Origin of the sequence: Pseudocitrobacter sp. RIT415 (assembly GCF_003057695.2) — a bacterium.
In the GTDB taxonomy this organism is placed as follows: Bacteria; Pseudomonadota; Gammaproteobacteria; order Enterobacterales; family Enterobacteriaceae; genus Pseudocitrobacter; species Pseudocitrobacter faecalis.
The window spans coordinates 47233-73413 of the sequence record NZ_QBJC02000024.1 but is presented as its reverse complement, the minus strand read 5'-3'; the positions used below and the strand labels follow the sequence as shown (position 1 = coordinate 73413).

Genomic DNA, 26181 nt, shown 5'->3' with positions numbered 1-26181 from the left:
TGTTTCTACATGTAAGTGGAGATTGATTATCATTTGTTGTTATTACACCGAACTGAGATTTTCATCTGGTTAAAATCTTAAACTCAAAATAATTTTCTGCTCTTAAAGCACTTTGCGTTTTTTTTGCATTGTTGCGCAAAGTCTTTTTACTGCCGCGCAAGCGCTTGAAAGCCAGCGCGCCGTGGTTCACACTGGTTGCAAGGTGATGGCGTTCCACCTTCCCCAACCGCCTCGTTTGGAGGCTAATGACGCCTGATATGACTCTCATTCACGATGGGGCGTGTCAGGCTGGCCTTTCTTCTCCAGCTAAACATGCTTCCCTGAAAAGGTTTAAGCAATGATAAATGTACTCGGTCACCTTCATCCTGATAGCGACGCTGTTTGCACCGCTTATATGGCAAGCCGCTGGCTTACGCTGAGGGGCTGTCAGGCACAGGCCTGGCGTTGTGGGGAAATTAATCGCGAAACGCGCTTTATTTTTGAACAGGCACAACTGTCTGTTCCCGCCTTACTCACCGATTCACTCGCCGATCGCGATGTCTGGCTGGTCGACTTCACCGAGCCCACCCAGGGCCCCGCTTCTTTAGCGGAAAGTAACGTTGTCGGGATCATCGACCATCATCGCCTTGGTGGCCTGGTCACGCGCCTGCCGCCGGAAGTATGGGTAAAACCGGTGGGCAGCAGCAGTACGCTGCTGTGGCAACTGATGACCCCAGCGATCCGCCAGATGATAACGCCTGCGGAAGCACTTTTAATGCTGGGTGCTGTGATAAGCGACACCGTCGCGCTGCGTTCACCCACCACAACGTCCGATGACACGCTTGCGGTTGAGGAACTCTCAGCTCTCGCGGGCATCGAGAAAGATGCCTTTATTGCCGGGCTACTGACCGCAAAAACCAGCATTGAAGGGCTGAGCGGAAAAGCACTGCTTAATAAAGATATCAAAACGTTCCAGATCCAGGGCCTGAAGATCAACGCCGCACAGATCGAACTGTTTTCATTAAATCAGGTGGATGCGGTACTGGATGAGTTACAACAGGCGATGGCGCAGAATATCCGTGAGACCGGCGCGCAACGGGTGGTGCTCATGCTAACGGATATCAATGCCGGGTATTCGACGCTCTATTTTGCCGTGCCGGAAGGCCAGCAAGCAGACGCGCCCTGCAAAGTAGAAGGCATGCTGAGCCGTAAAAAACAGCTATTGCCGTGGCTTGAAAACTCTCTTGCAAAGGGGAAATAACGCTAGACGGTAAAATGGTACGCCCTACAGGATTCGAACCTGTGACCCACGACTTAGAAGTTCCTAGAACTACCTTCTAAGTCAGTTACTTACCGCGTCATTCCTGCGCTCACACGTCCCATGATGCGAAAACATGCAAAGCCTTGTAAAACGCTGCAAAGCCTTGCATGTCTCAAATTTGTCTCAGATTGCAGGATTATCGTCATCGGTGGCCCGGTTAATCAGATGCGTCAGAACTCCCTTCACATCCACCTCATCCAGAACCTCACCTTCCAGTACTTCACCATCTACCGTTATTAGTGCATCACCTCTACGCTTGGCAAAGTGACAACCTCCTGTGTACGAAATCAGGTAGGTGCTATCTGGTGATGGCTTCATACCCTTCTCTATCACAGCAAACCCATGCGATGTCTCAATCACCAGGCTGTTAGCCGTGACGCCGCAGATAGTCTCTATAGTTAGCGTGCGTTCAATGTAGTCTTTAGCTGGACTTGGGAACCCCATGATGACCTCCGATAGTTACTGTATATTAATACAGTATTATGCAATGAAGATTCAGATCAAGAATCGGACGGCGGGAAAATTCTAAGTAGCTGGAAGGGTAAGAAATTTACTTTCATGAATTTCAAAACACAGACCTTGTCGATCATGTGATCGGATGATGCTAAACTTCATGATTCTATAGCATGTGTGCGTTGCACTGTATAAAATTCCGAACAAGAAATGTGAGTTAACTCCATATGTTAATGGCTAATTTTTCGTCTATTTTTATTTTTCTATCATTTTATGCCTCTTGCTTTGCATTGAACAAATTACGAGTGCTCCCTCACATTAACAGTGAAACATCAAGAATTGGTTACATTGATGGATTGCGTGGAGTTGCCGCTACACTGGTTGTTTGCGCACACTCATGGAGGATATCTTACTCTGAGTCGTTCGAAAGAAAATGGTTCTATGACTCTCTAAACTTCGATCACAGACTGGGTGCCGTTGGAGTTCAATTATTCTTCTGCATAACTGGTTATTTGTTTATTACAAAGCTACTTAACAATAAGAATCAGAAGTGGGATAAATTTTTTATAGCAAGATTTAAAAGATTAGCCCCTGCATACTTTTTTACAGTTACCATCCTGATATTCGTAACCTTTTTTAAATCATCCTCATTCGGCTTAAGCGATGTGGTGTCATCGATTAAGTTGTACGCTTTTGGATTGCTGGGAACCGACCTTTCTGTTCCAGGATTCAACGGAACAGAGCTTTTTAGCGTTTTATGGTCTTTGCCATACGAATGGAAGTTTTACTTTATGATGCCAGCGGTTGCAGCCTGCCTACATGCAAGGTGGACTACTATTATGGCGGTGATTTCTGCTGTATTTTCAGTTTTAATTGTGCTTTATTTAGATGGTAGTAGTTTTGGTGCTCTGTTTGTGGCTGGAGCACTGGCTGCTTATCTAGACAGAAGGATACAATTAAATAATTTATTATTACGGTACGCTATATTTTTTGCATCTTTAGCTCTTCTTGTATATGTAACATCTTTAGATTTAAATAATTATGGAATTGGAAGGCTTTCAGTTGCATCTCTATTTTTCATATCAGTAATTGTAACAAAACCAAAAATCCTCTGCGATTCATCCCTCAGGTTTATGGGAGAGATTAGCTACAGTGTATATCTGTTACATATATTATGTTATTTCTTTTTCGCTAATTTATTTGACATTTATTTATCAACAACAACGCTACCGGCATATGCACTCGCGTACAGCCTATTCACATGCATAGTATGTTCGTTGAGCTTTAAATATATAGAGCATCCATTTATAAAAAAATCAATTACCGCCATCCATAGCGGCGTAAAAGCGTAAGCCCCATTTGGGGCTTATTTCCCCTTGCATAATTGACTGATTATGCCTTTAAGTTCCTCTATTTTGTTGTTGAGCGCGATAATTGCCCCGGTATTGTCTGCGGCAACAGCCTCAAAGTGAACTCCATATACACCGTTATTTCGCTCGCCAAGCAAGCGGTCCACCCCATTGGCATCTTGGGCAATAAATCCGCGAGCCCTCTTTTTGTCCCTTATTCTGCTATAGTCAGCCGGTTTCATTTTCAAAACACGATCAAGACACGACTCAGGAGACAGATACTCAATATCATACTTCAAACGCCTGTCAGACGCCGCAGGGACGTTCCATGTGTAACCTGTAGACAAAATCTGCAGATATTGATCGAACACCTGAGTTGATGTTGTGTATCCACCAAATCGCAGTGCTTGGGCGGTACTTGCGAGCGTTGCTCCTCCGCTTGCTGTTACTACTCCAGGTTTTCCAGATGAAGAATCGATGTACACTCCGCAATAGTCTTTGCTGGCTGGCCTTAAATGCAGCATAAAGTCTTTATACGGATTGGTTGTCATCTGAGATTTCGTAGCGAATGCGCCGACGAAAACATGATCTTTCATTACCTGGAGAGCAGGAGATGTAGTGCTGCTAACAACAGTAGAAAAACGCCAGCCATGAGGGTATGTTGAGTCATTATATTCATCAAATAATAACTGTGTATTGGTGTAAGGTGTCTTGCCGTATTGAAATCTTGCCCCGCTCCTACCTGAGGCGCTTGATGACCATTGCTCAATCATAAAGTCAGTAGGCGTATAATCGTCGGAAGACCCAAGTTGCCCACCAACGGCAATGCCTTGCTTTGCTGAAAGAATATTGGTCACTTCCGCAACTGAAACATTACCACCCCAAGAGTTATAGGTGCGACCAGGATATGTTACCTGATGTAATTTCCATCCAAACCCACCAGAACCTTGAACTTGAGAAACACGAAGACTCTGAGTGCTCCACTCCCATGACAGCAAAATTGTTTTGTAGCAACCTCCAGATGCGGACCAATAGTGAAAAAGCACTTCTGGTTCTGAATACACCGCATTCCAATAAATTGGGGTGGTTTCAAGGTTTTTGTAAGGTACGTTACTGGTCAACCAACAGTGACCTTTCTTGTGTGATTCGGCACCCGTTATTGCCATAAACGATCCATCCCCAACAGGAGATGCAACAAAATTTTGTTCTGGGATCGTAATAGTAGCGACATCAGATAATGCCGACCAAGGAACTATAGATTCAGGAGAAAATATACCATTGAACACCTGATCAATATCACAGACATTACTACTAATTCCTACCCTGTTTATCCACAGCTTATCGCCGTAGGCACCGACAGTTTGCCTACTTTGATCTGATGATAAATCAAGCAAGCGCTGCTTAGTTGATACAGGTGTAACTGCATCAAACTTAATCGTTGAAATATATCCACCAGAAAATGAGTCTGATGACAATGTTGTCTTTGGTTCATGGAATACTAAATACCGTGAATCATTTCGATAAACAATACAGTAATAATCGCCATGCCCAGCAGGAATATCAGTTACTATTTTTATAATGTTACCAAAAACGCCATCATTGAACTCATACTCATAAATATCTACAACTTCATGCTCACCATCAATATCTGTAACTTTCCTGCTAAAACCAAGCAACACGCTTTGTGTTATGTTATCGAAATATGCCCCCTGAACTGCGGCATCAGTTATCAACCCGATTTCTGGCAGATGGAGAACCGAATAGCTAAGTTGGGGTGTGACTTTTGAGGAGAAGGTTGTTCCACCTGAAGGGGTTAAATATAACCCAAATATCGTTCGAACGTAAAAGATATGCCCGGCCTGAGGCGTTTTATCAGTAACGTTATAAAGTGCCTTAGGGAGTCCATCTTCTGCAGATATTGATATTGTAGACCCAGGTAGCAAATCAGAATTGATGGCCTGAGTTATCGATTCAAAATTTATTACCTTCGTTTTGAAATTTGTGTCTATATAACTTCTTAAAATAGCATCACCAACACTCAACCACGCCCCAGCACCTACTCCTCCTGTTGACTGTGGAGTAGATCCAGCAGGTACTTGTTTTGGGAAAGTGCCATCCCAGCGGTAATATTCACCATCACTCTCATCCTGAAGAACCTGATTAGGCAGTGTTAATTCATTATTTGGCAATGGAGCACCAAGCTGGAAACTCTTTAACGTAATATAACCAAACGCTGAGATAGCTTGCTGAGCAACCCAGCGCAAACCTTCTACGGTGTAATGCTTGTTGCCAAATCTGTCTTCATATTCGCGCTGCTTTGAAGTTACAAACTCATCAATCTTACCGGCGTTAAACTTCAGGTCGCGCGGAGATTCGCTTGGTACTGGCAGGTTAGTGGGTTGCGTAGCCATATTTATTCCATAATTAAACCCAGCACATTGGCTGGGTTGTGGTGATGGGGATTGGTTCTTATTGATAGATAGCGTCGCTGTACTCGGCGACAGTCAGAGATACCGTGTTGTCAGTGTTCGGTTTGATGCTGTTAACTGTCCATAACTGGCTGTCCAGTTCCTCCACTGTCGCAATTAGATAGCGGGACGGAAGCTGCACGGAATCACCATTCCAGATGTTTAGCTGAATATCTGGCACCCGCGCAGTGAAACCGTATTTCGTATCACTGCGTGCTGTTGCCGGATAACGCAGGGTCGGGTTACCCAGGCTATCAGTCACCAGAACGTACATCGAACCGGTAAATGTGATTGGCTCGCTGGTATCGAAGTTGTTGCCTGTTCGTCCGGTGATGTAACCTCCTTGCTGGTTGCTATCGTATATATCCGCAATCTGGACGACGCTACCAACCTGAATAATCCCGTCTTCGAATACCTTCGAGTTCATCTTCGTGCGCGAGTAAAGCAGCCGCTTAGTTTCCCGCAGCGCGCGCTCCCGGGCCTGGTACTCATTCCTGAACCCGACAATCTCCATTTTGTTGGGATTCTCAGCCTCTTGCTCAACGATGGTGCCGTTCATAACGCGGTAGTTGATGTAGGTCTTATTGTTCGTCGTCGGGTGCACATACGACACCTGAACCCCATCATAACCACCTGGAAGCGTGGCTTCATACGTGATCTTGTACTCGTCCGTTTTCATGTTGGCCCGGTTGAATACTGATGCCGGATGCGTCACTTTCTGGTCGCGGGTAAACGTCAACACGCCGTCATCCCAGTAAGCGGTCACGCTGGCAGCGTTACAGATGGCCTGGACGCGATCACCCAATGAATCGTTCTCATCATCAAAGGTGTAATCGAAGTACCCAAGACGCTCGTCAGGAAGGCTCTCAGCGATGGAATACAGACCATACAGGTCAATGCTATCCACTGGCTGATTACCCATAGCGAGCCAGGTGTGCGCAACAGCGTCAGCAAATGAACGTGACGGCCTGAGCGTGTAGTCAACCAGCTGAGAGTCCAGGTCGTAGCTAATGGTGTGTCTGGTCACCACGGCGTTATATTTCCGCTCACGGCTTCCAAGGGCATTCTCTGTCGCACGGACCTTCACGCGAACCAGTGTGTCAGTGGGATGAACCACGTTTGTTCTGATGTTAACCGCGTGGATTTTCTCTATCTTCAGTATTGATGCATCGTTAGAGTTATCTGTGCGCTGCAGGTTGATAGCGTATTTCCCACCTCCACCAGTAGGCTTAATTTTTACCGTTCTGTAGTAAACCTCGCTTGCCGCATTGCGATTGCGAAGGATGTAGGAGAATGACTGTTCGGTGCCGGGGATCTGATTGTAATCATCATCGATTTTCCAGAGCGTTACTTTCCACGATGCTGATTGCTCTCCGCCCAGTGATGTCTGGGTGTGGATCCAGATATCCGTCGCCTCTACCGGGGTGAAAAAAGGACCGACTACCAGCGCTTCATTATCATTCAGGATAAATTTCGTACTGTTTATTGAGGCTGATGATGGAACATCCGGCGGACCCGACAAGCTTCCCATGGTGAACGTGTACCATTTTTCCGGATCGATGATGCTTCCATCATCCGTTTCGACAGCAGATACTAACGTTCCTGAATAGGTTGCATCCTTCGTTACCGGCCCCGACGCAGTGTTGTAGGTAACGTTGATGGTGAACGTTACGGCGTGCGGCAGGACCAGCCCCATGAAGTAATCAAACTCGGATTGCTTGAGTATTTTTACTGCTATTTCACCGCCAGAATACAGCCCGGAAATGACAGTATTCGCGGTCGCTGTTTCGACCGGGAAAGAGTCACCTTCGTTTTGTCCGGGAACCTCCTGCCCGTCTACATCGTCAACGCCGTATCCTTCATTAATAACAGGGATAACTTCACCGGGTTGATAGAATTGATACTCTGCGCCAGCCATACTTCCAAGGCTGGACTCTGAGTAGCGAACAGACGAATAGTCATATTTGCCAAGCCCTACACACATCCACTCTGTGACATATTTCAGGCCACTAATGTTGCTGTCACCGCCAGGGAAAGGTGCGTCATATTCAAATAATGACTCCTGAATCAAATCAGGAAATGAGCGAATTTGACCGTAAATGTCAGGCTTTGCCTTGTATACCCTGGCAGTGTTAGTTTGGCCGGAAAGGCTATTGTTAGGCGAGTCAACAGTCTGGCCTGAGTTGGTATTCGCGATGGCCGGCTTCGGCGCCAGGAAGGAAAAGACCTGCCCCACCACTTTGAATATTGAGTTGATAGCGTCCCCGATCGCGCCTTTCGGCTGATCGAATAACTGGACTGTGTCCATCTCACACAGCTCGAACGCCAGTTCATCGTCTTCCTGAAGCTTTACGCCATTGCGGACGATCAGCAGGTCGCGGTGGAAGTTACTGTCGTTAGCCGCCAGCCAGTCATAAAAAAGGGTGCCGTTTGGCACCCTGTAGCGTTCTTTTGGCGTTCCGGGAAATCGGCTTAACTCAATCAGAGCCATACTTGAAAAACTCCACCTTAGTGAATGCCCGCTGAATAACGAGTAGAGAATCCTCTCTCACGCTGCCGTTCTCGCCACGCGAGTGCAGTGCTTTCCTGTTCAGGATTAGCCCCACATGCGCAGGCTGAGACGCCCTGTAGCCAACGAAGATTCCGCCTTCCACCGGCTTATCGACTTTCTGCCAGTAAACGACGTCACCCTGGTAGCAGGTAAAGAAATCAGCGCCGGCTTCGTAGTCCTGCGTCTGGTGCAGCTCAATACCCATAACGTGGCGGTAATACAGCACGCACAACCCCCAACAATCCACCTGTTCAAATGAGCACGCACGGTTTGCCCATGGCACACCGATCACCTTGTCGATGAAATCAGAGGTACTGAAGGCCAGTGTATTCCTGCGGATCATAAAGCCTGCCGATATTGTTGTTCAGGGGATTGGTTACGGAAAGCGTCACTGAGGCGGCATCTGCATCGATATCAACCGTCTTTACGTACAACCGCCATGATTTGATCGGTGCTGAAACATCACCACTATCGAACACCTGCCGCGTGGCCGTGATAGCCGTTAGCCTGGCTGCGCCCTTCCATTTCTTCATCAACAGTTTGACGTCAGATGACAGACGCCCCAACTTAACCGTGGCGTCGATTACCGGCGTCCCGCTCTGCTGGCTTTCCTCAATTTCAAAGCGTGCTGGCGTGTACTCCTGGCCTCCAAGCGTCTTCGGGAAGAACTGCTTATCGACTAGGCGCACGTAGCCAAATGAAGGATGGTAAAAGGTGATGGTGTCGTAGAGCCCGCGCGTGGGGCGCTGCTGTTTATATTCTCTGTACGTCGGCATTATGGCACTCTCGGCAACGATTCCGGGTCTCGCCCATCCGGATAGCCAGTGACAACGATATCCAGCCACGAATTCCACGGAGGAGGCAGCTCAACGATGATGTCGTCAAACTCATCGTCAGCATTAAACAGGTGGTTGGCGATTACCGTACCGGTCCATGTGACAACCCCACCGTTGATACTGGTTTGCACCGGCATCTGAGTAAAATGCAGCTCCTGCACCTGCAGGCCGCTACCACCGATGTTAACCGGCATACGGAACCAGTTCAGACCACGGTTGAGATAGTTAGGACTGCGAAGCCACTGCTGGAACGCTTTCTCCTGATCCAGCGTGAAGATCCACGATAGTGACCAGGTAACCTTCAGGTCATCGGTGAGATTCTGGAAGATAGCCGGGCCGACCGCTGGCTGGTCAGTCTGAAACCCGGTATCGAGCGTCATATTTTTGCTGGCCTTCTGCGCCAGCGGCAGCCAGTCGGGATAGTCAATTATTGGCATCAGCCCTGCCCCCTTGGCGTACGTTTAACGTTCATGTTACTGGTAATAGCGCTACTTGCTGGACCACCATTATTCATATCAGCGATGAATGCCTCGAGCGTCCATGAGCCGTCTCCGTTCTGCGTAGCCTGGGCATCAACTGAAGCTGATGAATAGTTGTAGATGTTCAGGACAGGAGCACCACCACCTGCCCCTTGCATATCCTTGTTGCTAATCACCTTGCCATTGTCGCCGGGTATCATGTACTGCCTTCCGGTACTGGCCTGGTAAATCTCAGGCATCCCGCCCTCACCGACCTGATACATTCCGCCTGCAGATACCGGGCCGCCGTTCTTGCGCTTACCGGCCAGCGCCATAACTCCTGCCATAGCACCAACACCAATTGCCACTGCCGCGCCCCATGATGCGATCGACGACATGAGCGCCGCCGGTGTCCATGCTGCCGTGGTCGTGGCCGCCGCCGCTGTACTGGCTGCGGTCTGTGTGGTAATTCCGGCAACCTGTGCTGCTGTAGTGGCAGTGATTGCGGCCTGCTGAGTCGTAGCCCCTAAAATGGCTGATTTAGCCCATTCAACACCCATCTGAACAAATGTATTGATGACACTATTAAGCACAGTGCTACCGATCGAGCGCAGTGCATCGGAAGCGCTCATACTGCCAGTCAGAATGCCAGTGAGAACGTTAGAGGCGTTATTCCCTAAAGCGGTGAATGCAGCAGACGCAGCCTGTGTAGCCAGTGTTTGCTGACTCCATTCCTGCCACATAGCTTCAATCCGCTGCTGCCGATACTGAGCTTCGATTGTCGCCCTTGTTGCCTCGACTTCCGCAATTTTCTGCGGGTAGAGAGCGGCATACTCGTTAAGTTGCTGCATCTGAGACTGAAATGAATTGTCGAGAGAGGCAACTGGAGAGACAGAAGACTTTATCTGGCTGTAGTTTTTACCAGCCTCTTTTCGCTTCCTCTCTTCTTCTGCCGCGGCCTTTGTGGCCTGCTGGATCTTCCAGATGGATTCTGCCTGCTGCTCGGCTTTCGCTATTTGCTCAGTGGATGCTTTGTTTCCAAGAGCAAGAACAGCGTCATACTTCGCAAGTTCGAGAGAGCCTTCAGCATAACCAGTACTCAGTCTCGCAAGGGTCTGTGTCTGTCGGATCAACGCAGTTGCTGCGTCGTCCGCCTGTTTCGCGGCAGATTTATTGCCTGTCTTTCCAGTTTTACTTGCTGATTGCTTTGAGGCAATTGTGAAATGTTTAGTGGCTTCAGCTGCTTTGTTAGTAGCCTTGGCAACCCCATCCAGATCGCCTGTCAGATCGCTTATTTTCCCCTTGAGTACATCGGCTTTTTCTGGAGCGTCATCGCCAAATACAGCATCGACAACGGTGGTAGCTAATCCACCAGGGTTAAGCTTTCCAATGACGGCAGCCAGACTCCAGATTTTATCTGCGGTTGTCGTCGATTTATCGCCAAGAAAATCAATGTAACCTGCAAGTTTATCGACGACCTCAACAGCCAAAGACGAAGCGCCGGTAGCTTCATTAATGGATGAAACAAGCTTAGCCATTGATGTTTCAAGCGCGCCGGTTGCCTGCCCCATAGAACGAGGGAGTTGTTGAAATTCAGCATTTACCGCAGCTGTCCTATCCTGAATGGCGTTCAATGCATCCTGTGCTGTCAGTTTCCCGTCAAGCATCATCTGGCGCAACTGACCAATGGAAACACCAAGACCAGATGCAATCTGCCTGGCAAGCTCTGGCATTTGCTCGAGTATTGAGTTGAATTCCTCTGCACGAATGGTTCCGCTGGCAATAGACTGCCCAAATTGCCGTAGAGCATTCGCCATTTCTTCAGTAGAGGATCCACCGATACGACCAATTTTTTGCAGGGTATCAGTAAGGTTTAAAATCTGGGAATTTGTTGCACCGGCATCTCTCAATGATGAAGTCAGAGTCTCCCAAAGTTTCGTCGTATCGCTCAGGTTTGCGCCAGTTTTCGATGAGATATCTGCTAAGGAGTTAAAGGTATCGCGGGCAGCACCAGCATCCGTAGATAGTCTCGCAATTCGAGCCTGTAGCTGGGCAACGTTGTCGGCCACCTGAAGAAATTGCTTCCCCCAGCTAATAGCCTGTGTCAGCGCTATTGATGATGCAATGGCTGATAGGCCTGTTTTTAAAAAACCAGTTGAAGACGAGGCTTTATCTTGCGCCTGCTTCATGTCATAAAGCTGTCCAGTGAGAGCAGATATTTCTTTTCTTTGTGCTGCTGTTGCGTTTGCGCCAGCGCGCAGCTCAGCAGCAAGGATCACAGCAGAACGAGCACCTTTCTTTTCCCTTTCTTCGAGAATGGCTATTTCGTTCCCAAGTGCTTCCATCATTTTTGCAGCAGTTGAACTGTCATCTGCAGCCCGGATGAATGATTTTGCGGTTGATTTCGTTGAGGAGTCTACGCGCTTAAATCCGGCATTGGCTCTATCAGCTGATCGTTCCATTCCATCTAGGGAGGCGCTGGCCTGTTTCCCGCCCTGCAACAGCGGCTCAACGTCGGCGCTGATTTCATAAACGATGCTACCGGCGTTCTTCTCACCTGCCATGTCATTCTCCGGTTATTTCTTTGCTCTTGCCATGCGTGCGGCCTGTTTAGCCAGGTATTCGTCGGCGATGCTGTCATACTCATCGCGAGTGAAGCCTTTCTGGTCGGGGTATTTTGCCGCCAGCAGCATCTGAAATTCGGTCATCGTTAACTGAGAGGCTTCGGCGCGGTTCATTCCAAAGTGGCTACGTGCTGCGCTGATGTAGTCGAAGGCTTTGAACTCTGTTGTACGCTCTCCTGTTTCGTGGCGCTGCAACTGGCGGACTTTGGCTTTACCAACGACGCCGTGCTGCATGAGGTGCTGCGCCAGCACGATGATGTCGTTCTTCGGCATCTGGCCCGGACGGTAGACGACACAATGTCGCCACCCTTTCCACTCGCCTATCATCGGCGCCAGGTCGTCATCGCAGCACGACTGCAGCACCAGCATGCACGTTGATAAAAGCTTCTCAGCGGCGCGGTTGAATGATGGAGATAACCAGTCAGGAAAACACCCCAGCGTGCCAGCGCAAACCTCAATCAACTGAGCAACGTCATTGCCGTGGATGGTGGCGTATGCCTGCACAATCTCTTCCGGAGTGCCGATCCTCGTCATAGCCTCGAATGAAGGCCTGAGAAGGTAATCTTTCCCGCCGTCGCGGCTATCGCTGATAGAGAGTTCGCCAATATCGGTTAAAGCGGTCATAGGCCTTCCAGTAAACGGTCATTATCAAGGGCAGCACGCCGCCCTTTGGAATGTCCGTTATGTAACGGTAACCGTATGCACGGCCACAAAGTTGCCGTCTTCGGTGTTGATGATGATCTGCGCGCTGCCGGTGGCAACACGGTTCACCGTGACGGTGGTTCCGGAAGCCGTGGCAGTGGCTTTGGTTGGATCAGTTGATGCAACGGTGAAGCCCGTGTTTGTTGCGCCGGTTGGTGCGATATTCACCGTGAAGGTGCTGGTACCGCCAGCCGCGCCAGTGCTGGTTGCCGGAGTAACCGTCACGCCAGTCACCGCCACTGCAGTGATTTCGTTCACTTCGATAGTGCTCGCGTCGCCGACTTTGAACTCAGTGGAGAACGTGACGATGTCGTTAGTGCCACCGTCGGAGCTCAGCGCCGTGATGTTCATGTAGCCGATGAATTCAACCGGGCCATAGTCCATGCGCACCCAAATACCTGGCTGGCGCTTAGCCTTCAGCTCATCAGCGAAATACTTGATGAACTTGCCGACACCGTACTGGTCCAGCTTGTCCTTCTTGCGCACTTCGCCCTCAAAGCTCAGGGTGAAATCACTGTTGGTGATGATGGTTTCGACATAGCCGCCGCCGTCATCCGCATCAGAGGTAACCGAGTTCGGGTTGAAGTCGAAGCCCTTCGACGTACCAGCGGCCAGCGCCATCCACTCACCTTCGAGTGGTTTGACGTCCGGGCAGCCATCGGCGACTTCCAGCACGACCGCACCGCCGAACAGGCGCTCGTTCGAGTTCTGGCAATTAGCCATGTGAAACTCCTCTTTGACGTATAAAAGAAACCCGCCGGAGCGGGTTATTTGGTTGGAATGGCTATTCGCCGTAAGTGCAGGCGAACTGCAGTCGGAAGACTATTCGCCCTTCTTCTGTGAGCACCGGCGCGGGAATTGCGCCCATGTTCTGGATGTAGCCGACACACTCGTCAGCCATGGGGTTGGCCTGGACGTAATCAACGATGCGCTGCACGGCGTTTAGCGCGTCTTTGCGCTTGTCCTTCGCGCCTACGACATCAACCAGAACGTGATACTCAGATCCGAGGTCAGTACGGATATTTGAACCGCCGTTTGGCCTGAATACCATGATCGCCTTCGACAGGTCGCCCGGGTCGTCGTACATCAACTGCTGCACCGTGAAGCCGGTCGTTAGCCCGGCGTCGCCGAACATGTTGCGCACCCTCTCGTGCATCATGGGTGTCATAGCGAGAGCTCCTTACGCATCACCGCATCAACGTTATCGCGCTCATCATTCGCGCCTTTGGTCAGGAATTGCGGTTCACCGTGCGGATCCCAGTAGTTGCCCTTTCCTGTCCCGCCACCGAACTCTTTCGGTTTCTGCGGGCCGAACTCAGACCGGTTACTGGTCACGCCGAAGTGCGCGCGCGGATGGCCTTTCAACTTGCCTGATGCCTCATGAACATATGCGGCATAGTTGGCTGAGTAACCGATGCGCCCGGTGATGAGCACGCCGCCAGCGTCGATTTCGCGGAACTGACTGTTAATTAGCGTGGATGTGTCGATCGGGGTGTAATACGCCGCCCGGGTACCGATAAGCATCATCGCCGACTGCAGCGCGCGAATTACCTTGCGCCCCTTTACGTCGTTGATGACATCGTTCAGGTTCTTCTTGGCCTGGCTGATGCCCTTCACTTTGATGCCCATGGTTTTCTCCAGGCAATAAAAAACCCCGCCTGAGCGAGGTTTTATGTCATTTTACGGGGAATCAAAAAGGGATCATTGCGCGGATTTCAGTGTACCAATGGTTAACCACAGGGATGTCCTCTAAGAGCCAGAAACCTAAAACAATCATCGCCATGCCCATTACCATGTGAAAGATAATGCTGAACCAGAATTCAATAGGTTTGTCATCCTTGTGGATGTACTCCTTTCGGCTCGTGCCTTTGAAGGTTTTGGTATAAACGCCCCGACGACAGTAGACAAATGATTGGGCCAGGGAGATTGGGCCAACCAAAAAGACTGCGCACACCGTGAACCAATATTGAAATCCCATGACCTTTCAATCCATTTAATGATTTTCCCTATTATTGCACAGGCAGGTCAGATTCCGGTCAGGATGGCATAATCATCCGCTAAGCGCTCGAACGTGTCGGCGTAGCGGATAACCTGCCGCACCTCATCGGCACCGGCCACAACCGGGTCTGCTTCTGTCGACACGCCAATCATCAGGTAATCACCCGCGGCCGCCAGCGCGAACTCCGTCCAAACGGTGTTCTTCACGACGATTTCAGCGCCCAGGCTGGCTAACTTCTTGCTGAGCCCGCCCTCGTAATCACAGAGGATTTGCTCTGGCTCGGCATATCCAAGCGGATCGCCGTATTCGTCATTGCCTTCCAGCTTCCGCCAGATGGTAGCCGTGGCCGTGTATGACCAGTTTGCTGTTGCCGACACTGGTTACTCCTTTGGCGCTGTAACGCGCTCAATCTCAAACCACTCGATATTCAGCGCATTGACCTGCTGACCTTTGCCTACCGGCACGAAAAGCCCTATGGCATCGCCACATTCAAGCTGCAAATAACGCTCAATGACGATTGGTGAAACTACTGTCTCACTGAAGGTTTTAACCTCTCCAGCAACGCGATAAACGACCGTCACATTCAACGCGCTAACCATGCTTGTTACAGTTGCCATATTTCACTCCTTCCAGCGCAGCACCTTCGCGCCAGTCGCCCGGATGCGCGGGCAGTTGATGAACCACTCGCCGTCCGATTTAACGTAGCCGGTAGTCTCCCGACCGGTATCGGTCATCACCCAGACGCGGACGAACGAGCGCGGCAGCCGGACGCTTACAGATGTCCACGTCATGATTTATTCCCACACATGCAACCGCCCTTTCCGATCCAGATACCAGCGAATGCCGGTGAGGCGGTAGGGTCGGCAGGAATTAGGGCTGTAGCGCATCCGTACTTATCGAGTCCGCGCAGCATGTTTACTGATGCTTTCCAGCGGTCAGCAAAAGACTGGTAACGGAATGAGCGAGACGCCCCACTCGGTGCAGTCTGGCTTGAGATGTACTTATCCCCCTGTCCGAGTCCCATAAGCGCCAGCAGATAGAGCTGAATCAGCAGAGCGGTCGATGCCGGATAATGCGCATCGAGACACTCCTGAATGCTGTTGGCCTGGTCGACTAGAGCCTGAAGAACAAAATCGGGAATGGTAATTCCCTGGCTCTCCAGATACTCCTTCGCCTGTTCGAGAGTTACCATTATCGACTCCGTGAAATACCCCGCCGGAGCGGGGCATAAAAAAAACGCCTTAGCGGCGGCTGTTATTCAGCAGGGAAAAGCTTTTCGAGTTCTCCATCCGGCAACAGCTCACTGAGTTTTTCAGCGCCCAGGGTGCCTTTGAACTCAATGCCCAGCTCAGTAAGGCGGTCCTGAATAATCTCTTTGCGAGATTTTTCACCAGTACCGGCACCAGGAGTCGACGGGGTAAGTTCTCCGCCTGCCTCACCATTCATGAGACGGACGTTAGACTTCAGCGCCGGGTGAAGTTCTTTCAACTCCACCACCTGCCCTACCTTCACGCCGAACCACGGGCGCACAACTTCGTATTTAGCCATGCTGTTTCCTTACGCCAGGTTAGCGCCATAGACAACACCCGACAGGCCCTGATCGTCTGCGGTGATTTGCAGACCTTCAGCAGACATGATCTGGAAGTTGTAGTTAACGTTAGGCAATGGGCGCGGAAGTGGAACAACGCCAACGGCCATGCCAACAAGCGGGGAAATGACATCCTGACGGCGAACATAGGCGATGAACTCGTTACCGCTCAGCGCAAATGTCGGGCGAATATCACGAACCGGTGCAAATGGCAGTACTGCATTCAGTACGTTGCCGCTCACGACGCCGTTCACTACATACGGCTGAGCCAGGTTGGCCCAGATTTCAGGTGATACCCACATCACGTCGTACGCTGCCACTTTGTTAGCGCGCGCCAATGTGCCGAATGCACCTTTGCCGAAAAACTCAAACAACTGAGTCATCGTGGCGGTAGTCAGATCGATGTTAGCTCCACCCGCACCAGAACCGAGGTTAATCTTCTTGGTGTTGCGATGGTTTTTGATACCCTGAGCCGGATAAGACTGAACTTGAATGCTCGCGTCGCCGTTCAGATAGTAGTTCACGCGCCTCTGGTTGAACTTACGCATCTTCGCCATCTGCGAGTCCAGCACCAGGTCAATGCCGACAGAGTTCAAGCCTGCAGCATGACGCCAGTTCACACCGTAACCAGCGGTGAACACTGGGATCGGGTCGCCGTCGCTGTTGTATTCGGTGTGATCGAAGGAGAATGGAGCCTGACCATCGATACTGACAGAAACATCATCAGCGATGTCGCCTACCACACTATAAAGCTTCGCAGTTTTGCCAACAGAAAGAACGGTCTGCACACCGATCAGGTCATTGACGATTTCCATGCCAACTTCCTGATCGCGCAGTTGTAGAACCTGACGATCAATCTCAGCCCAGAAGTCGCGAGTAAATCCGCCAACGGCGTTAACCGCGAGCATCTCGGAGTCCATAGATGAGCGAAACTGATTGACCATCAGATCGTTCTGCGTGTTGAAGATGTTACGGTTGGCCCACAGGTGATTCCAGTGACCACCCAGGCGGGAGTTAGTCGCCAGCGTCTCTTTAGAAAAATACATGTGCGTTTGTCCTTTATTAAGCGCCAGCATCTGCGGCGGCAACGGTGCCGGCGCGCATACGCACGCGAATGAATTCAGTGGAACTTGCGGCGATGGTGAATTCATCCTGGCTATAACCAATCACCGAGTCGGTGTCGGCAGTTGCCAGAGTGAACTGCCCATTTGTGCCGAGTTTGATTGGGCTATCTTTTTTATATGCACCTGGTGCGCATAAGATAGCCAACTCTCGCCCCTCTTCTACATAGTTTCCGACAGCAGAATCACCAGCAGGCACAGCATCACGGATGCCAAGACCTTGATGATAAGCGCAGTCGATAACGTAAATGCGCCCTGCTAGGGCAGTAGCCTGAGCAAACTCTCCGGATGAGTTGATCACTGCGGCGGTTCCAGGAAGAAGAGCGACAGCGGCGATTTTGGTTTCGGTCTTGTACAGAGACTGACCGTCGATATTAACGCGACGATAACGTGCCATTATCCCGGCTCCTTATTTGAAGTATTCAGATGCGGCAGGTGCACCGGTTTCTTTCTGCTGTTGCGCAGAGTTGGTGCCCAGCGGCGCGGATTCACCGATAGTTTTAAACATCGCATCCAGTGCCTCACCAGACAGCGCATTGGCGACGATTTCGCCATGGACCTTCGCAACTGCTTCACGCTTAGTTTTTTCTTCAGCGCGGGAGTTTGCAGTCAGGGTTTCAGAAAGTTGCTGTTGGTTCGTCTGGATAGCTGCAATGCTTTCGCTCAGTGGCTTAAGGGTCGCGTCGTTATTAGCGGCGATGGCCTCACCAACGATTTTGCGAAGCAGTTCTGTATCTTCAGTGGTTAAAGGCATCTCGCCCTCCATTTTGTGGTTTGGTGCAGGCTGTTCCTGCGGTGTGAATAGAGCTTTGAATTTGTTGGCAGCGATGGTTACCCAAGATTCTTGCCGGGCAACTGCCGTTCCAGAATTGTCAAAAGTAATTTTCCCTCCATCACTGGAGTAGCCGTACACCTCGGCCTTGCCGCCATTGCGGACAATCACGACTTGCGTTTCAGTAAAATCAGCCACCCAGGCGTACTCTTCTGGTCCTGCTGCAAATTTTTCTCGCACAGCCCGGTCAAGTCGACTTTCGCGCTCACGGTAAGATTCGCCAATCAATGCGCCTGAGTTGGGCTGTAAAGATATTGCCTGGTCCGCATTCACCATCAGGCCGACTCCTTTTTCTGGCCCTGCTGCCGGTGGTTCGTCGAGTAGAATCGCGTCATGATCAATCGAGTGAATCTTTACTACCCAATCAGCACCTTGCTTTTTCAAGTCTTCTGGAGCAGGGATCTGCTCCCGATACACCGCAACGCTTGACCAGATCGGCTCTGATGACTCTCCACTTTCAAGTGCGGAGATGCGTTCCATCAGGCGCTGCCCTCCTGGCGATTCCATCGCTCTCTCAACGTCCACCCACTTTTCCGAATAAACGCGATTTCCTTTCAGACTCACATTGCGATTCCATGCCCCGATGAATCCGGTGCACAGCCCTTCAGGTGAAAACGCAGAAACATGCTCACCATTCACCGTGGGATGGCCTAGTGGCGCAATGGTCCCTTCCATGCTTTGATAGTTCGCAGTAATCTCAGCCTCGGGATAGAACTCTCTGTTCATAATCACGTTTGCCGGAAGCGTGTAGCTTGGAATTACGACGTGCTCTCGCCCGTTATAAGTTTCCCGGCGGATGGTCTGGCTATTGACCTTTGTGTTTACGTTAATCTGAATAGGCATGATTATTTCTCCGCCCAGGCGTAACCGCGCGCCTGCATCGATTTATATTCCTGTTTGAGTTTCGTGATGGTGTCCGGGTATTCCGGGTTACCGTCCTCATCCACCAACACCGACTGCTGGCTACATTTGCAGTTGATGGAGTTCCCATCCTTGCTGTACCAATCACGGACCTCTTCATTGGTGTAGAGGTGGGCGTGGCGCACTGCATGGGTATGCCGGGTTGTCGGTGAAAGCGCCGAGATGTGAACCAGCAGCGTTTTCAGGCCGAAGAGGTCATTCGCTTCCTGATCTTCATCCCACTTTGCCCGGCGCAGCGCGGTAGTCACTTCAGTGCGTGCTATACGGTTTGCCCGACGCTTCTCGATGCCGGTCTGATCTGTCAGGTTGCGGGCAATATCCAGCGGGTTGAGCCCGCGCCCCACGCCATCAGTCAGCACACGTGCCATGTCGCGCTTAACTTCAGCAGTCAGCCCCTTCATTTCCTCAAACACACGGGCATGTACCAGCGCCATGCGTTGCTGGTAAGGGTCGCTTGCGAGGATGGAGGCCAGCGACTCACGCCCGGCGGCGTACACCGGCGACTGCTGGCTGAGGTTGTAGAACGACTGACCGGTCCCTTTCTCCGAAGCCAGATCGATGTACTCGTAAAACCACAGGTCATAATCTCCACCTTCAAGCAGCACCTGATCCACCAGGTAACTGGCATCGTTCAGGATGATGGAGAGTAGCGTTGGGTTTAGCTGGTATTCGTATCTGGCGTTTACTGCGAGGGAGGAAGATATTTTGTCGAGTGCTGATTTGTACGCTTTGCAAATCTTATTCATTCGCCTGGCGAAGTCTTTCATTGCCCGGCGTTCCAGCGCATCGGCTCCTGTCGGATCCTGATAGTTACGCGATAGAATTGGCGGCTTCGTTTTCTTCGTCGCCATCCTCTTCTCCTAACGGGAATTCATCGCTGTTTTCATAACCAGCTGCTGTGCGAATTTCTTCACGGCTGAATGCCGGATTTTCTCCGCTTCCCTGGAACGTCTGGTTAATCTCGGCCATGGTTTTGGCATTTGCGAGCTTCTCAGTTCCAGTCTGCTCGTTGAGGTCATCCCAGATAACCGTCTTCTCGCTGGCAGCATCAATGATTTTCAGGTCGATGAGCTTGTCACTGAAGTCTTCTATCTCGAATGACAGGTCACCGCGGCGTGACTGACATCGACCGTTGAAATACTTCTGATCTTCTGTACTCGAGCGCTCGGCCTGCTGATTTCCAACCAGGATGCGCGCAGGAATATCCACCCCTGCTGAGGCGGTCTGCAGGTTGACATCGTAAGTAGGCGAAGGGTCTGAAACAGCAGATACCATTGACGTAACCTGCGCACCTTGAGTGATCAGCAGTACATCGTTACCAACGTTTAACTCTCTTGCTGCTTCGTTGTAGCGCTCCTGAAGCTCATCAACCGTCACGCCATACAGCGAGGCCAAATTCGCGAAGTCTATGTCTTTATCAAAATTGATTGCCTGCTTGTTTGAGGCATTTTTCAGGAACGATTCACCAGACCCACCCTCTACCTTCTCCAGACTGACAAAGGCGTTATAAGGCGGCTCAAGGAAGCCGATGGCATCGTTAGAGTAATCACCAAGGATGAAGACACGTTCAGGATGCACGAATCGCTGATTAGTCCCGCCGTTTGGCAGGCTCTCTACGTATTTCCACTGCTTTGGCTGCCCGTAGTCTGCCGATTTCTGGTCAGTGACCCACTCGCTGACAGTTAGTGACCCAGCCCATGCGATCGTAACCTTTTTTAGTGACTTACCACGAACAACAGGCTGATCCCACGTTCTGGAATCATTGATGTGTAGTAAGATTCCAGCATAACGTCCGACCAGACGGCGGCGATCTGCTTCAGCAAAGGCCCGCCAGAGACGCTTTGTGAAAACCTTTTTGGTGTTCTTTTCCCAGGCAGTTTCATCCTTGCTCTCGTCAGCATCGTCACCCTCAATGATTTCCGGGTTCGTCTGCCAGCACTTGCCAACCAGCTTCTCAACTGCGCCGTGGGCTATTCCACCACGGCGGTACAGTGCGTAGAGGTTTTCGTAGGTTACCTCCTCAGGGAAGCCATATTCGCACCATGCGGAATGGCGCTTATTGTCCAACCCCATTGTTGGTGCCATCAGCCCCATACGGGCGCGCGCCATCCGCGCATCGTTCAACGCATGGTTGACGGCGAGAGTTAGTTTGTCAGTCATGGTTTTTCCGTTTGGTTAGCGAAGGCGTTTCGGAATCATCATCCCGGCCATCTGACCTTTGCGCTTAATGTGCCCGTCGAGGCTGTAGCGGATGCCGTCCCAGCAGTGCTCAAAACCATCAGCTAGTTTCGGCAGTACCTCGCCGGTGATGCGGTCAGTCTTGTAGGACCACATACGAGCCTCGCGCGCTACGTTCTTGCAGCGTGGATGGATAATGATTTCGTCGAATCCGCGAAGGTGTGCGATCCCGTCCTCAACACTACCCTGCCACTTGTCGGCGGCTGAGATGTTGAAGCCCTGTCGCTTGAGATAGCTAATCGTCTCAGGTCGAGCGGAGTCGGCCTTGATGGGCCAGTCACGCGCGCCAGGAATCGTGTCGTACAGCTCTGGCATGTGGTCGAGCTCTGTCTGCTGACCGTATGCCTCGTATTCGATATACAGCCGGTTGTGCAGGATGAACGAACGCACCAAGGTGTTAGGGTCTTTGGCGAAACCGAAGTCAGCACCGAAGAACAGGCGCTCAGCTTCTTTCCAGAGGCTTTCCGAGAACTCAGCGATCCGGTATTTACCGGCCAGCACCTGCTTATCAGAGTTTTCGAGGTAAGCACCTTCCCACACCCATGCGTATGTTGCCGGGTCGAGGCGGCGTTGATCGTTCTGTCGCTCACCTTCCAGCACGTCAGGGAACCAGGGGTTATCCGTGTAGTTCATCTCAACGGTGATGCAGTCGTCGCCGGCTTCTTTACGGAACCTCTTATCCGTGGCGCTACCGTCGCGCTCCGGGTTCCACGTCACCCAAATCTCAGAGCCTTCTTCACGAACTGTCGGGCTCAACTTCTGCCAGGCTATTTCGCTGACTGATTCAGCCTCATCAACCCAGCACAGCAGGATTCGCGCTTTCGACTTGATGCTGTCGAGGTTGTGCCGCAGACCGCAAAAGACATAGTTAACGCTCTTGTCGATGGTGCGGATGTACTTCTCGCCGATATCAAAGTTGGCGGCCAGCCAGGGAACGGACAGGATCGCCTGTTTCACCTCCTGCATGCTCGACTCTTCCAGCGAGTTCATGAACTCACGCGCGCAGAGCACCACACCGCTTTCACCGTTCATCATCGACTGGTAAGCCTTTACCGCAGTCATCAGCGCAAAAGTGCGCGTCTTGGCACTACCACGACCACCATGCGAGCACCGGTAACGCTTATTCACGGCGGTGAACAGTGGCGCAAGCTTCGCGGGGATCGGCAGTTGAACGGCGTTACTCATGCTTTCGGCTCAACGGGGAGTAGCTGGATGATAGTCGGCTGCGGAGTCATGCTGCCATCAGGACTTGTATGCTCTACTTTCTGGCGATTGGTGTAGGCATCGCCCATTTCTTTGGCGGCCTGCTCGATAAGCTGAGAGGTCATGCCGTAGTTCTTCATCTTTTCAGCGTTGGTCGCCATTCGGTCGAGGACACGCAACCGGTACGCTTTATTTGCGATCGGGATGTCGGCGATCTCATTCTGGAATCGTTTACGGGTGGCGTTGAACAGGTCAATCCACTTCTGGCTCAACTTGGCCGCCATTGCGTTGCCGGGCGTATATTGCGACACCTGCTGGCGTGAGACATCGATGCCGTATTCAGCCTTTACAAGCTCAATGACTTTTACTGGCGGCTCGTAGCAGGCGAGCGATTGAACGATGAAGGCTTTGACCTCTGTCGATAATGCTGCCACAGGCTACCTCCATGACAATCTGAATAAAGCGTTACGCCAGCTTCAACATGCACGTCCCGCATGACCTGGCTATATCGATGTGAGCAACTTCTGCTGGCGCATTGGCCGCATCAACGAGCTCCTGCACTTCTTTGCTGGCACCGTATCGACGTACGACACCAGTGAATTCTTCGACGTCGTGGCCGCGCAGAGTTAGCACTGGCTGTCCGGTCTCTTTGTTGAACTTAGGCGCGCCGAAATCATCGGTGGCCTGTGCGATGTGGTAAAGCTCATGCTCTACCAGTGCGCAGAACTCCGGGTCGCTGCATTGTGAGCAGTAATCGGCTGCCAGCGTGATGATGAACTTCGGGATGCGCCCGAACCATTCATACATCTGCTGTTCCATTCTGGCTTTCTGCCAACCACCGGCGCGGAGCATTACCTGTTCGGCCTGACCGAGGACATACCGCCCTTTCTTCGCGAACGAATCGGACGCCCACATAAAGCAGAGGTCAGCCTCTAACAGGTGTTCGTGGTCAGGGTTATGGATGCTTCCGGTATCGCTGAGGATTTGCCGTTTTATCCACTCATGCACTTCATTAGCGGGGATCAGCCTGGTGTATGGCTGCCAGTTGTCGGAGGCGATGAAGTTAACTGGCGGATATGGCCTGCGCTCATCATCGTTAGCCATGGTTTACTCCGTCGTTTGTTCTGCTGGCGGCTCGGACTGCTCTGCCGGCACTGGCGTAAACTCCACGCGTTTTACATCGGCAGGCGCGAAATACAGCCACTGCCCAGTTTCGGTCGCCAGCGGCACAAATCCGTTCACCAGTTCAGGCTGACGTCGTGACATCTTGCCCGTGAAGGTTTCGCCTGTCTGGGTGGTTAGCGTGATTTGGTAGATGTCGGACATTGAGAGCCTCTTTATCCGCTTGTGGGGATATCTGGTTGATTATCCGTGACAGGGGATAATACTCGGTGAAACTGCGAGATGATTCAGTGACACAATAGACGAGCAGAGTCACACATCTTGCTCTATAGGCGTGAGAGGTATCCACCCAAATTGTCTACAATTGTAGACAGCATGATACATACCAAATCTGTCATCTCCGAGTTAAGTGACACAATAGATTTAATACTCTTTTCACACCATCTTGGAGGTAAACATGACTGATTTTCTTAGAGCTTTACGACCTTATGCAGTATCCATTAACTACATAATTATTCTTTTATGCTACTGGATTGCGGATATTCTCGGTATTTCTCTGCCCTTCTAATTCCCGCCTTATCCAGATTGCACTGCCCCAGCGCCGTATAAAGCTGAGCGTTTAACTCCAGACTTGCCTGCCACGTGAACGGAACCACCATTCCGGGGATCGGCGTGTCTGCTGTTAGCTCAGCGCTTAACGGCACCACCGGGGCTGGAACGTAAACTGTCTGCGTATTCCCGCAGGCTGTCAGCAGCGGCAGAAGGAACGAGCTGGTTAGCACACGGATCGCCCTGTAACGTTTGTTTGATATAGACAATGCGTGTTTCGCCTTCATGAGCCAGTTCTTGCTTAGCATTCTGGGTAGCCTGTGAGATATCACGAATTAGGTTCATCGTGGTGATCACGTTGTTGGTGATCGCCTCTGATGTGTCTGCTCGGACCGTCGCTTTATCGCGCTGGTCTTTATAGGTGATGGCGTTGTCGCGGTAGTGATTAACACGCCATGCCAGCAGCACAATAACCAACATAGCGACAATCGGAAGCCAGAACTTCTTTAGCAATGAAACAATGACGGCGTTCATAATGCAGTCTCGTTTACCTTCCCACCTGCGGCTTTGAACTTAGCGATCAGGTTGTCAGCCTTATGCTCGAACTGACCATAACCTGCGCCAGGCAGCGATGCCCATATATTGCTGCAGCGGTCGATGGCTTGACGGATATCACCGCGATCAATCATCGGTAACGCCCCACGCTCCTTAATCTGCTGGAGTGCAACCGCATCCTGACTGGCCGGGGAAAAATCCGTAAGGCCAAGCTGCTTACGATACGCATCCCAGTAACGGGTCAGTAACTGATATCGTCCTGCGGCCGTTGATTTCAGTTTCGGATTAAGGGTGACAAGCTTACGGGGGTGATCGGAATAGTCAGTGAACAGTGACCCACCAACAATCACATCGTAACCATGATTTTTTGTAGGTTGACCGGGTTTATCTGTACCTTCAGACCAGGCCAGTGTATCGAGGAACGCCTTACGCTGCGGATTAATTGTTTGCATTCTTCATCCCCGTCAGTCGTTCCCAGAAATAAGTCAGAGCCACGGATCCCATTGCACCGCTAATTCCGGAAGTGGCAAGAATCATGTAGAAACTAAGTCCGCTTTCAAGACTGATAAGTCCACCAATTACACCTGTGAATCCTGATACGGCTATTTGTGCCAACGCGTTAATCCAACTCCACGTTGCTTTGTTGTTCTTTACGTCAATAAGATAACGAACGAGACCTCCCCAACACGCCAGTCCTAGCAGGACAAGCCATGAGAGTCCCGCCATACTTTCTTTATCGGGCATACGCTTCATTTCCACCCCTCATATAACGGGGATCTGTTCAAATTAGGAATTAACGTGGTTGTTGAGTGAACAAATCCAGGATACGTTTATCAGTAACGTGGTTTGTTCGTGACTAAAGGCATGAGCAGATCAGGCAGGAGGCTGTTAGCGCAGTCTCTTGCCGCCCATCTTCACGAAGCCCAGCCATAGTGCTGGGTTTTCTTTTTTGCAAAGCGCATCGCACCTTAGCCACAGTGGATAAGGTGAGGGTTTGTCTGTCTGGTATTTGGTGGGGTGCGCTTTCAGAAATGTCGTGTTATTTTCGGCATTCACACAGCAAAAGGATAAACATTAATGAACGACTTTAACACTAGAAGACTCAACACAATCCATGCAACTCTTCAAGAAATCGCCGGTAAGACTTTAGAGATATCTATGTCAACGTACTCTGATGAGCATAAGCAAAAGCTTATCGCACCGCTAATGAAAAGACACGCCGAACTGATCGCTGAAGCTCAGGAATTATTAAAGTAAGAAAATAAAAGCCCCACATCTCTGCGGGGCTTCTATGGTCACATTTGCAACCTGT

General features: G+C 50.8%; 33 protein-coding genes and 1 riboswitch. Of the genes, 3 read left to right on the top strand and 30 right to left on the bottom strand.

Going from position 1 to position 26181, the window contains the following annotated elements:
* Positions 1–61: 61 nt before the first annotated feature.
* Complete coding sequence (locus DBY68_RS22955; protein WP_158529130.1) at positions 62–217, bottom strand: hypothetical protein; 156 nt, start codon at positions 215–217, stop codon at positions 62–64.
* Positions 193–262: riboswitch (Fluoride riboswitch) on the top strand. (Overlaps the previous gene by 25 nt.)
* 75 nt (positions 263–337) lie before the next feature.
* Between DBY68_RS22955 and DBY68_RS19600 the strand changes: the two genes are divergently transcribed.
* Entirely contained in the window at positions 338–1240 is a 903-nt protein-coding gene (locus DBY68_RS19600; protein ID WP_108474008.1) for a DHHA2 domain-containing protein, read from the top strand.
* Between the two features lie 183 nt (positions 1241–1423).
* Here DBY68_RS19600 and DBY68_RS19585 read toward each other — a convergent pair whose 3' ends face one another.
* Positions 1424–1744, bottom strand: a complete 321-nt coding sequence (locus DBY68_RS19585) for a hypothetical protein (protein WP_108474009.1) — start codon at positions 1742–1744, stop codon at positions 1424–1426.
* A 236-nt stretch (positions 1745–1980) separates the two neighbouring features.
* Here DBY68_RS19585 and DBY68_RS19580 point away from each other — a divergent pair, with 236 nt between their 5' ends.
* Positions 1981–3105: an acyltransferase gene (locus tag DBY68_RS19580; RefSeq protein ID WP_108474010.1), complete on the top strand. Its 1125-nt coding sequence runs from the start codon at positions 1981–1983 to the stop codon at positions 3103–3105.
* Between the two features lie 14 nt (positions 3106–3119).
* On the opposite strand, the gene DBY68_RS19575 is transcribed toward DBY68_RS19580, so the two are convergent.
* The 28 genes from DBY68_RS19575 to DBY68_RS19435 form a co-directional block, all read right to left on the bottom strand.
* Positions 3120–5513: a tail fiber domain-containing protein gene (locus DBY68_RS19575; protein ID WP_108474011.1), complete on the bottom strand. Its 2394-nt coding sequence runs from the start codon at positions 5511–5513 to the stop codon at positions 3120–3122.
* Positions 5514–5571: 58 nt separating this feature from the next.
* Positions 5572–8061 (bottom strand): host specificity factor TipJ family phage tail protein, encoded by a 2490-nt coding sequence (locus DBY68_RS19570; protein WP_108474012.1) that lies wholly within the window; start codon positions 8059–8061, stop codon positions 5572–5574.
* Positions 8048–8464 (bottom strand): NlpC/P60 family protein, encoded by a 417-nt coding sequence (locus tag DBY68_RS19565; RefSeq protein WP_108474013.1) that lies wholly within the window; start codon positions 8462–8464, stop codon positions 8048–8050. Before DBY68_RS19565 ends, DBY68_RS19570 begins: the two co-directional genes overlap by 14 nt.
* Positions 8427–8897 carry a hypothetical protein gene (locus DBY68_RS19560; RefSeq protein ID WP_108474014.1) on the bottom strand — a complete coding sequence of 157 codons (471 nt, stop codon included), beginning with the start codon at positions 8895–8897 and terminating at the stop codon, positions 8427–8429. Before DBY68_RS19560 ends, DBY68_RS19565 begins: the two co-directional genes overlap by 38 nt.
* Positions 8897–9394 carry a hypothetical protein gene (locus DBY68_RS19555; RefSeq protein WP_105075322.1) on the bottom strand — a complete coding sequence of 166 codons (498 nt, stop codon included), beginning with the start codon at positions 9392–9394 and terminating at the stop codon, positions 8897–8899. Before DBY68_RS19555 ends, DBY68_RS19560 begins: the two co-directional genes overlap by 1 nt.
* Entirely contained in the window at positions 9394–11979 is a 2586-nt protein-coding gene (locus DBY68_RS19550; RefSeq protein WP_199538678.1) for a tape measure protein, read from the bottom strand. Before DBY68_RS19550 ends, DBY68_RS19555 begins: the two co-directional genes overlap by 1 nt.
* Positions 11980–11991: 12 nt before the next feature.
* On the bottom strand, positions 11992–12663 hold the full coding sequence (locus tag DBY68_RS19545) for a DUF6246 family protein (RefSeq protein ID WP_108474015.1): 672 nt from the start codon (positions 12661–12663) through the stop codon (positions 11992–11994).
* Between the two features lie 57 nt (positions 12664–12720).
* Positions 12721–13464 (bottom strand): Ig-like domain-containing protein, encoded by a 744-nt coding sequence (locus tag DBY68_RS19540; RefSeq protein ID WP_105075320.1) that lies wholly within the window; start codon positions 13462–13464, stop codon positions 12721–12723.
* A 61-nt stretch (positions 13465–13525) separates the two neighbouring features.
* Positions 13526–13909, bottom strand: a complete 384-nt coding sequence (locus DBY68_RS19535; RefSeq protein ID WP_032608745.1) for a hypothetical protein — start codon at positions 13907–13909, stop codon at positions 13526–13528.
* Positions 13906–14370, bottom strand: a complete 465-nt coding sequence (locus DBY68_RS19530; RefSeq protein ID WP_108474016.1) for a hypothetical protein — start codon at positions 14368–14370, stop codon at positions 13906–13908. The genes DBY68_RS19535 and DBY68_RS19530 overlap by 4 nt, the downstream gene beginning before the upstream one ends.
* A gap of 61 nt (positions 14371–14431) precedes the next feature.
* On the bottom strand, positions 14432–14719 hold the full coding sequence (locus tag DBY68_RS19525) for a DUF2542 family protein (protein WP_108474017.1): 288 nt from the start codon (positions 14717–14719) through the stop codon (positions 14432–14434).
* A 47-nt stretch (positions 14720–14766) separates the two neighbouring features.
* Positions 14767–15117, bottom strand: a complete 351-nt coding sequence (locus tag DBY68_RS19520; RefSeq protein WP_108474018.1) for a hypothetical protein — start codon at positions 15115–15117, stop codon at positions 14767–14769.
* Between the two features lie 3 nt (positions 15118–15120).
* Entirely contained in the window at positions 15121–15357 is a 237-nt protein-coding gene (locus tag DBY68_RS19515) for a hypothetical protein (protein ID WP_108474019.1), read from the bottom strand.
* Between the two features lie 3 nt (positions 15358–15360).
* Positions 15361–15531, bottom strand: a complete 171-nt coding sequence (locus DBY68_RS19510) for a 50S ribosomal protein L13 (protein ID WP_108474020.1) — start codon at positions 15529–15531, stop codon at positions 15361–15363.
* Complete coding sequence (locus DBY68_RS19505; RefSeq protein WP_108474021.1) at positions 15528–15932, bottom strand: hypothetical protein; 405 nt, start codon at positions 15930–15932, stop codon at positions 15528–15530. The genes DBY68_RS19510 and DBY68_RS19505 overlap by 4 nt, the downstream gene beginning before the upstream one ends.
* 62 nt (positions 15933–15994) lie before the next feature.
* Positions 15995–16288, bottom strand: a complete 294-nt coding sequence (locus DBY68_RS19500; RefSeq protein ID WP_108474022.1) for a hypothetical protein — start codon at positions 16286–16288, stop codon at positions 15995–15997.
* A 9-nt stretch (positions 16289–16297) separates the two neighbouring features.
* Entirely contained in the window at positions 16298–17374 is a 1077-nt protein-coding gene (locus tag DBY68_RS19495; protein ID WP_108474023.1) for a major capsid protein, read from the bottom strand.
* A gap of 16 nt (positions 17375–17390) precedes the next feature.
* Positions 17391–17846, bottom strand: a complete 456-nt coding sequence (locus DBY68_RS19490) for a hypothetical protein (protein ID WP_108474024.1) — start codon at positions 17844–17846, stop codon at positions 17391–17393.
* Between the two features lie 12 nt (positions 17847–17858).
* Positions 17859–19124 (bottom strand): hypothetical protein, encoded by a 1266-nt coding sequence (locus DBY68_RS19485; protein ID WP_108474025.1) that lies wholly within the window; start codon positions 19122–19124, stop codon positions 17859–17861.
* Between the two features lie 2 nt (positions 19125–19126).
* Entirely contained in the window at positions 19127–20053 is a 927-nt protein-coding gene (locus DBY68_RS19480; protein WP_108474026.1) for a phage minor head protein, read from the bottom strand.
* Positions 20013–21362: a phage portal protein gene (locus DBY68_RS19475; protein ID WP_108474027.1), complete on the bottom strand. Its 1350-nt coding sequence runs from the start codon at positions 21360–21362 to the stop codon at positions 20013–20015. The genes DBY68_RS19480 and DBY68_RS19475 overlap by 41 nt, the downstream gene beginning before the upstream one ends.
* Before the next feature lie 15 nt (positions 21363–21377).
* Complete coding sequence (locus tag DBY68_RS19470; RefSeq protein ID WP_108474028.1) at positions 21378–22625, bottom strand: phage terminase large subunit; 1248 nt, start codon at positions 22623–22625, stop codon at positions 21378–21380.
* Positions 22622–23077: a DUF2280 domain-containing protein gene (locus DBY68_RS19465; protein WP_023306055.1), complete on the bottom strand. Its 456-nt coding sequence runs from the start codon at positions 23075–23077 to the stop codon at positions 22622–22624. The genes DBY68_RS19470 and DBY68_RS19465 overlap by 4 nt, the downstream gene beginning before the upstream one ends.
* Positions 23078–23108: 31 nt before the next feature.
* Positions 23109–23747 (bottom strand): putative metallopeptidase, encoded by a 639-nt coding sequence (locus DBY68_RS19460; RefSeq protein WP_108474029.1) that lies wholly within the window; start codon positions 23745–23747, stop codon positions 23109–23111.
* A gap of 3 nt (positions 23748–23750) precedes the next feature.
* Positions 23751–23969 (bottom strand): hypothetical protein, encoded by a 219-nt coding sequence (locus tag DBY68_RS19455; protein WP_108474030.1) that lies wholly within the window; start codon positions 23967–23969, stop codon positions 23751–23753.
* A 483-nt stretch (positions 23970–24452) separates the two neighbouring features.
* Positions 24453–24848, bottom strand: coding sequence for a DUF2570 domain-containing protein (locus DBY68_RS19445; RefSeq protein ID WP_108474032.1), 396 nt, complete (start codon positions 24846–24848; stop codon positions 24453–24455).
* The gene (locus DBY68_RS19440; protein ID WP_108474033.1) at positions 24845–25321 is read right to left on the bottom strand and encodes a glycoside hydrolase family 104 protein; all 477 of its coding nucleotides are present in this window, start codon (positions 25319–25321) and stop codon (positions 24845–24847) included. The genes DBY68_RS19445 and DBY68_RS19440 overlap by 4 nt, the downstream gene beginning before the upstream one ends.
* Complete coding sequence (locus tag DBY68_RS19435; protein ID WP_146745488.1) at positions 25308–25613, bottom strand: phage holin family protein; 306 nt, start codon at positions 25611–25613, stop codon at positions 25308–25310. The genes DBY68_RS19440 and DBY68_RS19435 overlap by 14 nt, the downstream gene beginning before the upstream one ends.
* Positions 25614–25946: 333 nt before the next feature.
* Here DBY68_RS19435 and DBY68_RS19430 point away from each other — a divergent pair, with 333 nt between their 5' ends.
* Entirely contained in the window at positions 25947–26126 is a 180-nt protein-coding gene (locus tag DBY68_RS19430) for a hypothetical protein (RefSeq protein WP_108474035.1), read from the top strand.
* Positions 26127–26181: the final 55 nt, after the last annotated feature.

Bases quoted from the DNA above. Each gene is read 5' to 3' on its own strand.
- DBY68_RS19470 (WP_108474028.1), bottom strand. From the start codon at position 22,625: ATGAGTAACGCCGTTCAACTGCCGATCCCCGCGAAGCTTGCGCCACTG.
- DBY68_RS19490 (WP_108474024.1), bottom strand. From the start codon at position 17,846: ATGGCACGTTATCGTCGCGTTAATATCGACGGTCAGTCTCTGTACAAG.
- DBY68_RS19585 (WP_108474009.1), bottom strand. From the start codon at position 1,744: ATGGGGTTCCCAAGTCCAGCTAAAGACTACATTGAACGCACGCTAACT.
- DBY68_RS19530 (WP_108474016.1), bottom strand. From the start codon at position 14,370: ATGGGCATCAAAGTGAAGGGCATCAGCCAGGCCAAGAAGAACCTGAAC.
- DBY68_RS19440 (WP_108474033.1), bottom strand. From the start codon at position 25,321: ATGCAAACAATTAATCCGCAGCGTAAGGCGTTCCTCGATACACTGGCC.
- DBY68_RS19435 (WP_146745488.1), bottom strand. From the start codon at position 25,613: ATGCCCGATAAAGAAAGTATGGCGGGACTCTCATGGCTTGTCCTGCTA.
- DBY68_RS19540 (WP_105075320.1), bottom strand. From the start codon at position 13,464: ATGGCTAATTGCCAGAACTCGAACGAGCGCCTGTTCGGCGGTGCGGTC.
- DBY68_RS19515 (WP_108474019.1), bottom strand. From the start codon at position 15,357: ATGGCAACTGTAACAAGCATGGTTAGCGCGTTGAATGTGACGGTCGTT.
- DBY68_RS19430 (WP_108474035.1), top strand. From the start codon at position 25,947: ATGAACGACTTTAACACTAGAAGACTCAACACAATCCATGCAACTCTT.
- DBY68_RS19495 (WP_108474023.1), bottom strand. From the start codon at position 17,374: ATGTATTTTTCTAAAGAGACGCTGGCGACTAACTCCCGCCTGGGTGGT.
- DBY68_RS19535 (WP_032608745.1), bottom strand. From the start codon at position 13,909: ATGACACCCATGATGCACGAGAGGGTGCGCAACATGTTCGGCGACGCC.
- DBY68_RS19445 (WP_108474032.1), bottom strand. From the start codon at position 24,848: ATGAACGCCGTCATTGTTTCATTGCTAAAGAAGTTCTGGCTTCCGATT.
- DBY68_RS19510 (WP_108474020.1), bottom strand. From the start codon at position 15,531: ATGACGTGGACATCTGTAAGCGTCCGGCTGCCGCGCTCGTTCGTCCGC.
- DBY68_RS19560 (WP_108474014.1), bottom strand. From the start codon at position 8,897: ATGCCGACGTACAGAGAATATAAACAGCAGCGCCCCACGCGCGGGCTC.
- DBY68_RS19565 (WP_108474013.1), bottom strand. From the start codon at position 8,464: ATGATCCGCAGGAATACACTGGCCTTCAGTACCTCTGATTTCATCGAC.
- DBY68_RS19485 (WP_108474025.1), bottom strand. From the start codon at position 19,124: ATGCCTATTCAGATTAACGTAAACACAAAGGTCAATAGCCAGACCATC.
- DBY68_RS19555 (WP_105075322.1), bottom strand. From the start codon at position 9,394: ATGCCAATAATTGACTATCCCGACTGGCTGCCGCTGGCGCAGAAGGCC.
- DBY68_RS19545 (WP_108474015.1), bottom strand. From the start codon at position 12,663: ATGACCGCTTTAACCGATATTGGCGAACTCTCTATCAGCGATAGCCGC.
- DBY68_RS19550 (WP_199538678.1), bottom strand. From the start codon at position 11,979: ATGGCAGGTGAGAAGAACGCCGGTAGCATCGTTTATGAAATCAGCGCC.
- DBY68_RS19525 (WP_108474017.1), bottom strand. From the start codon at position 14,719: ATGGGATTTCAATATTGGTTCACGGTGTGCGCAGTCTTTTTGGTTGGC.
- DBY68_RS19500 (WP_108474022.1), bottom strand. From the start codon at position 16,288: ATGGCTAAATACGAAGTTGTGCGCCCGTGGTTCGGCGTGAAGGTAGGG.
- DBY68_RS19600 (WP_108474008.1), top strand. From the start codon at position 338: ATGATAAATGTACTCGGTCACCTTCATCCTGATAGCGACGCTGTTTGC.
- DBY68_RS19505 (WP_108474021.1), bottom strand. From the start codon at position 15,932: ATGGTAACTCTCGAACAGGCGAAGGAGTATCTGGAGAGCCAGGGAATT.
- DBY68_RS19460 (WP_108474029.1), bottom strand. From the start codon at position 23,747: ATGGCTAACGATGATGAGCGCAGGCCATATCCGCCAGTTAACTTCATC.
- DBY68_RS19570 (WP_108474012.1), bottom strand. From the start codon at position 8,061: ATGGCTCTGATTGAGTTAAGCCGATTTCCCGGAACGCCAAAAGAACGC.
- DBY68_RS19580 (WP_108474010.1), top strand. From the start codon at position 1,981: ATGTTAATGGCTAATTTTTCGTCTATTTTTATTTTTCTATCATTTTAT.
- DBY68_RS19455 (WP_108474030.1), bottom strand. From the start codon at position 23,969: ATGTCCGACATCTACCAAATCACGCTAACCACCCAGACAGGCGAAACC.
- DBY68_RS19475 (WP_108474027.1), bottom strand. From the start codon at position 21,362: ATGACTGACAAACTAACTCTCGCCGTCAACCATGCGTTGAACGATGCG.
- DBY68_RS19575 (WP_108474011.1), bottom strand. From the start codon at position 5,513: ATGGCTACGCAACCCACTAACCTGCCAGTACCAAGCGAATCTCCGCGC.
- DBY68_RS19480 (WP_108474026.1), bottom strand. From the start codon at position 20,053: ATGGCGACGAAGAAAACGAAGCCGCCAATTCTATCGCGTAACTATCAG.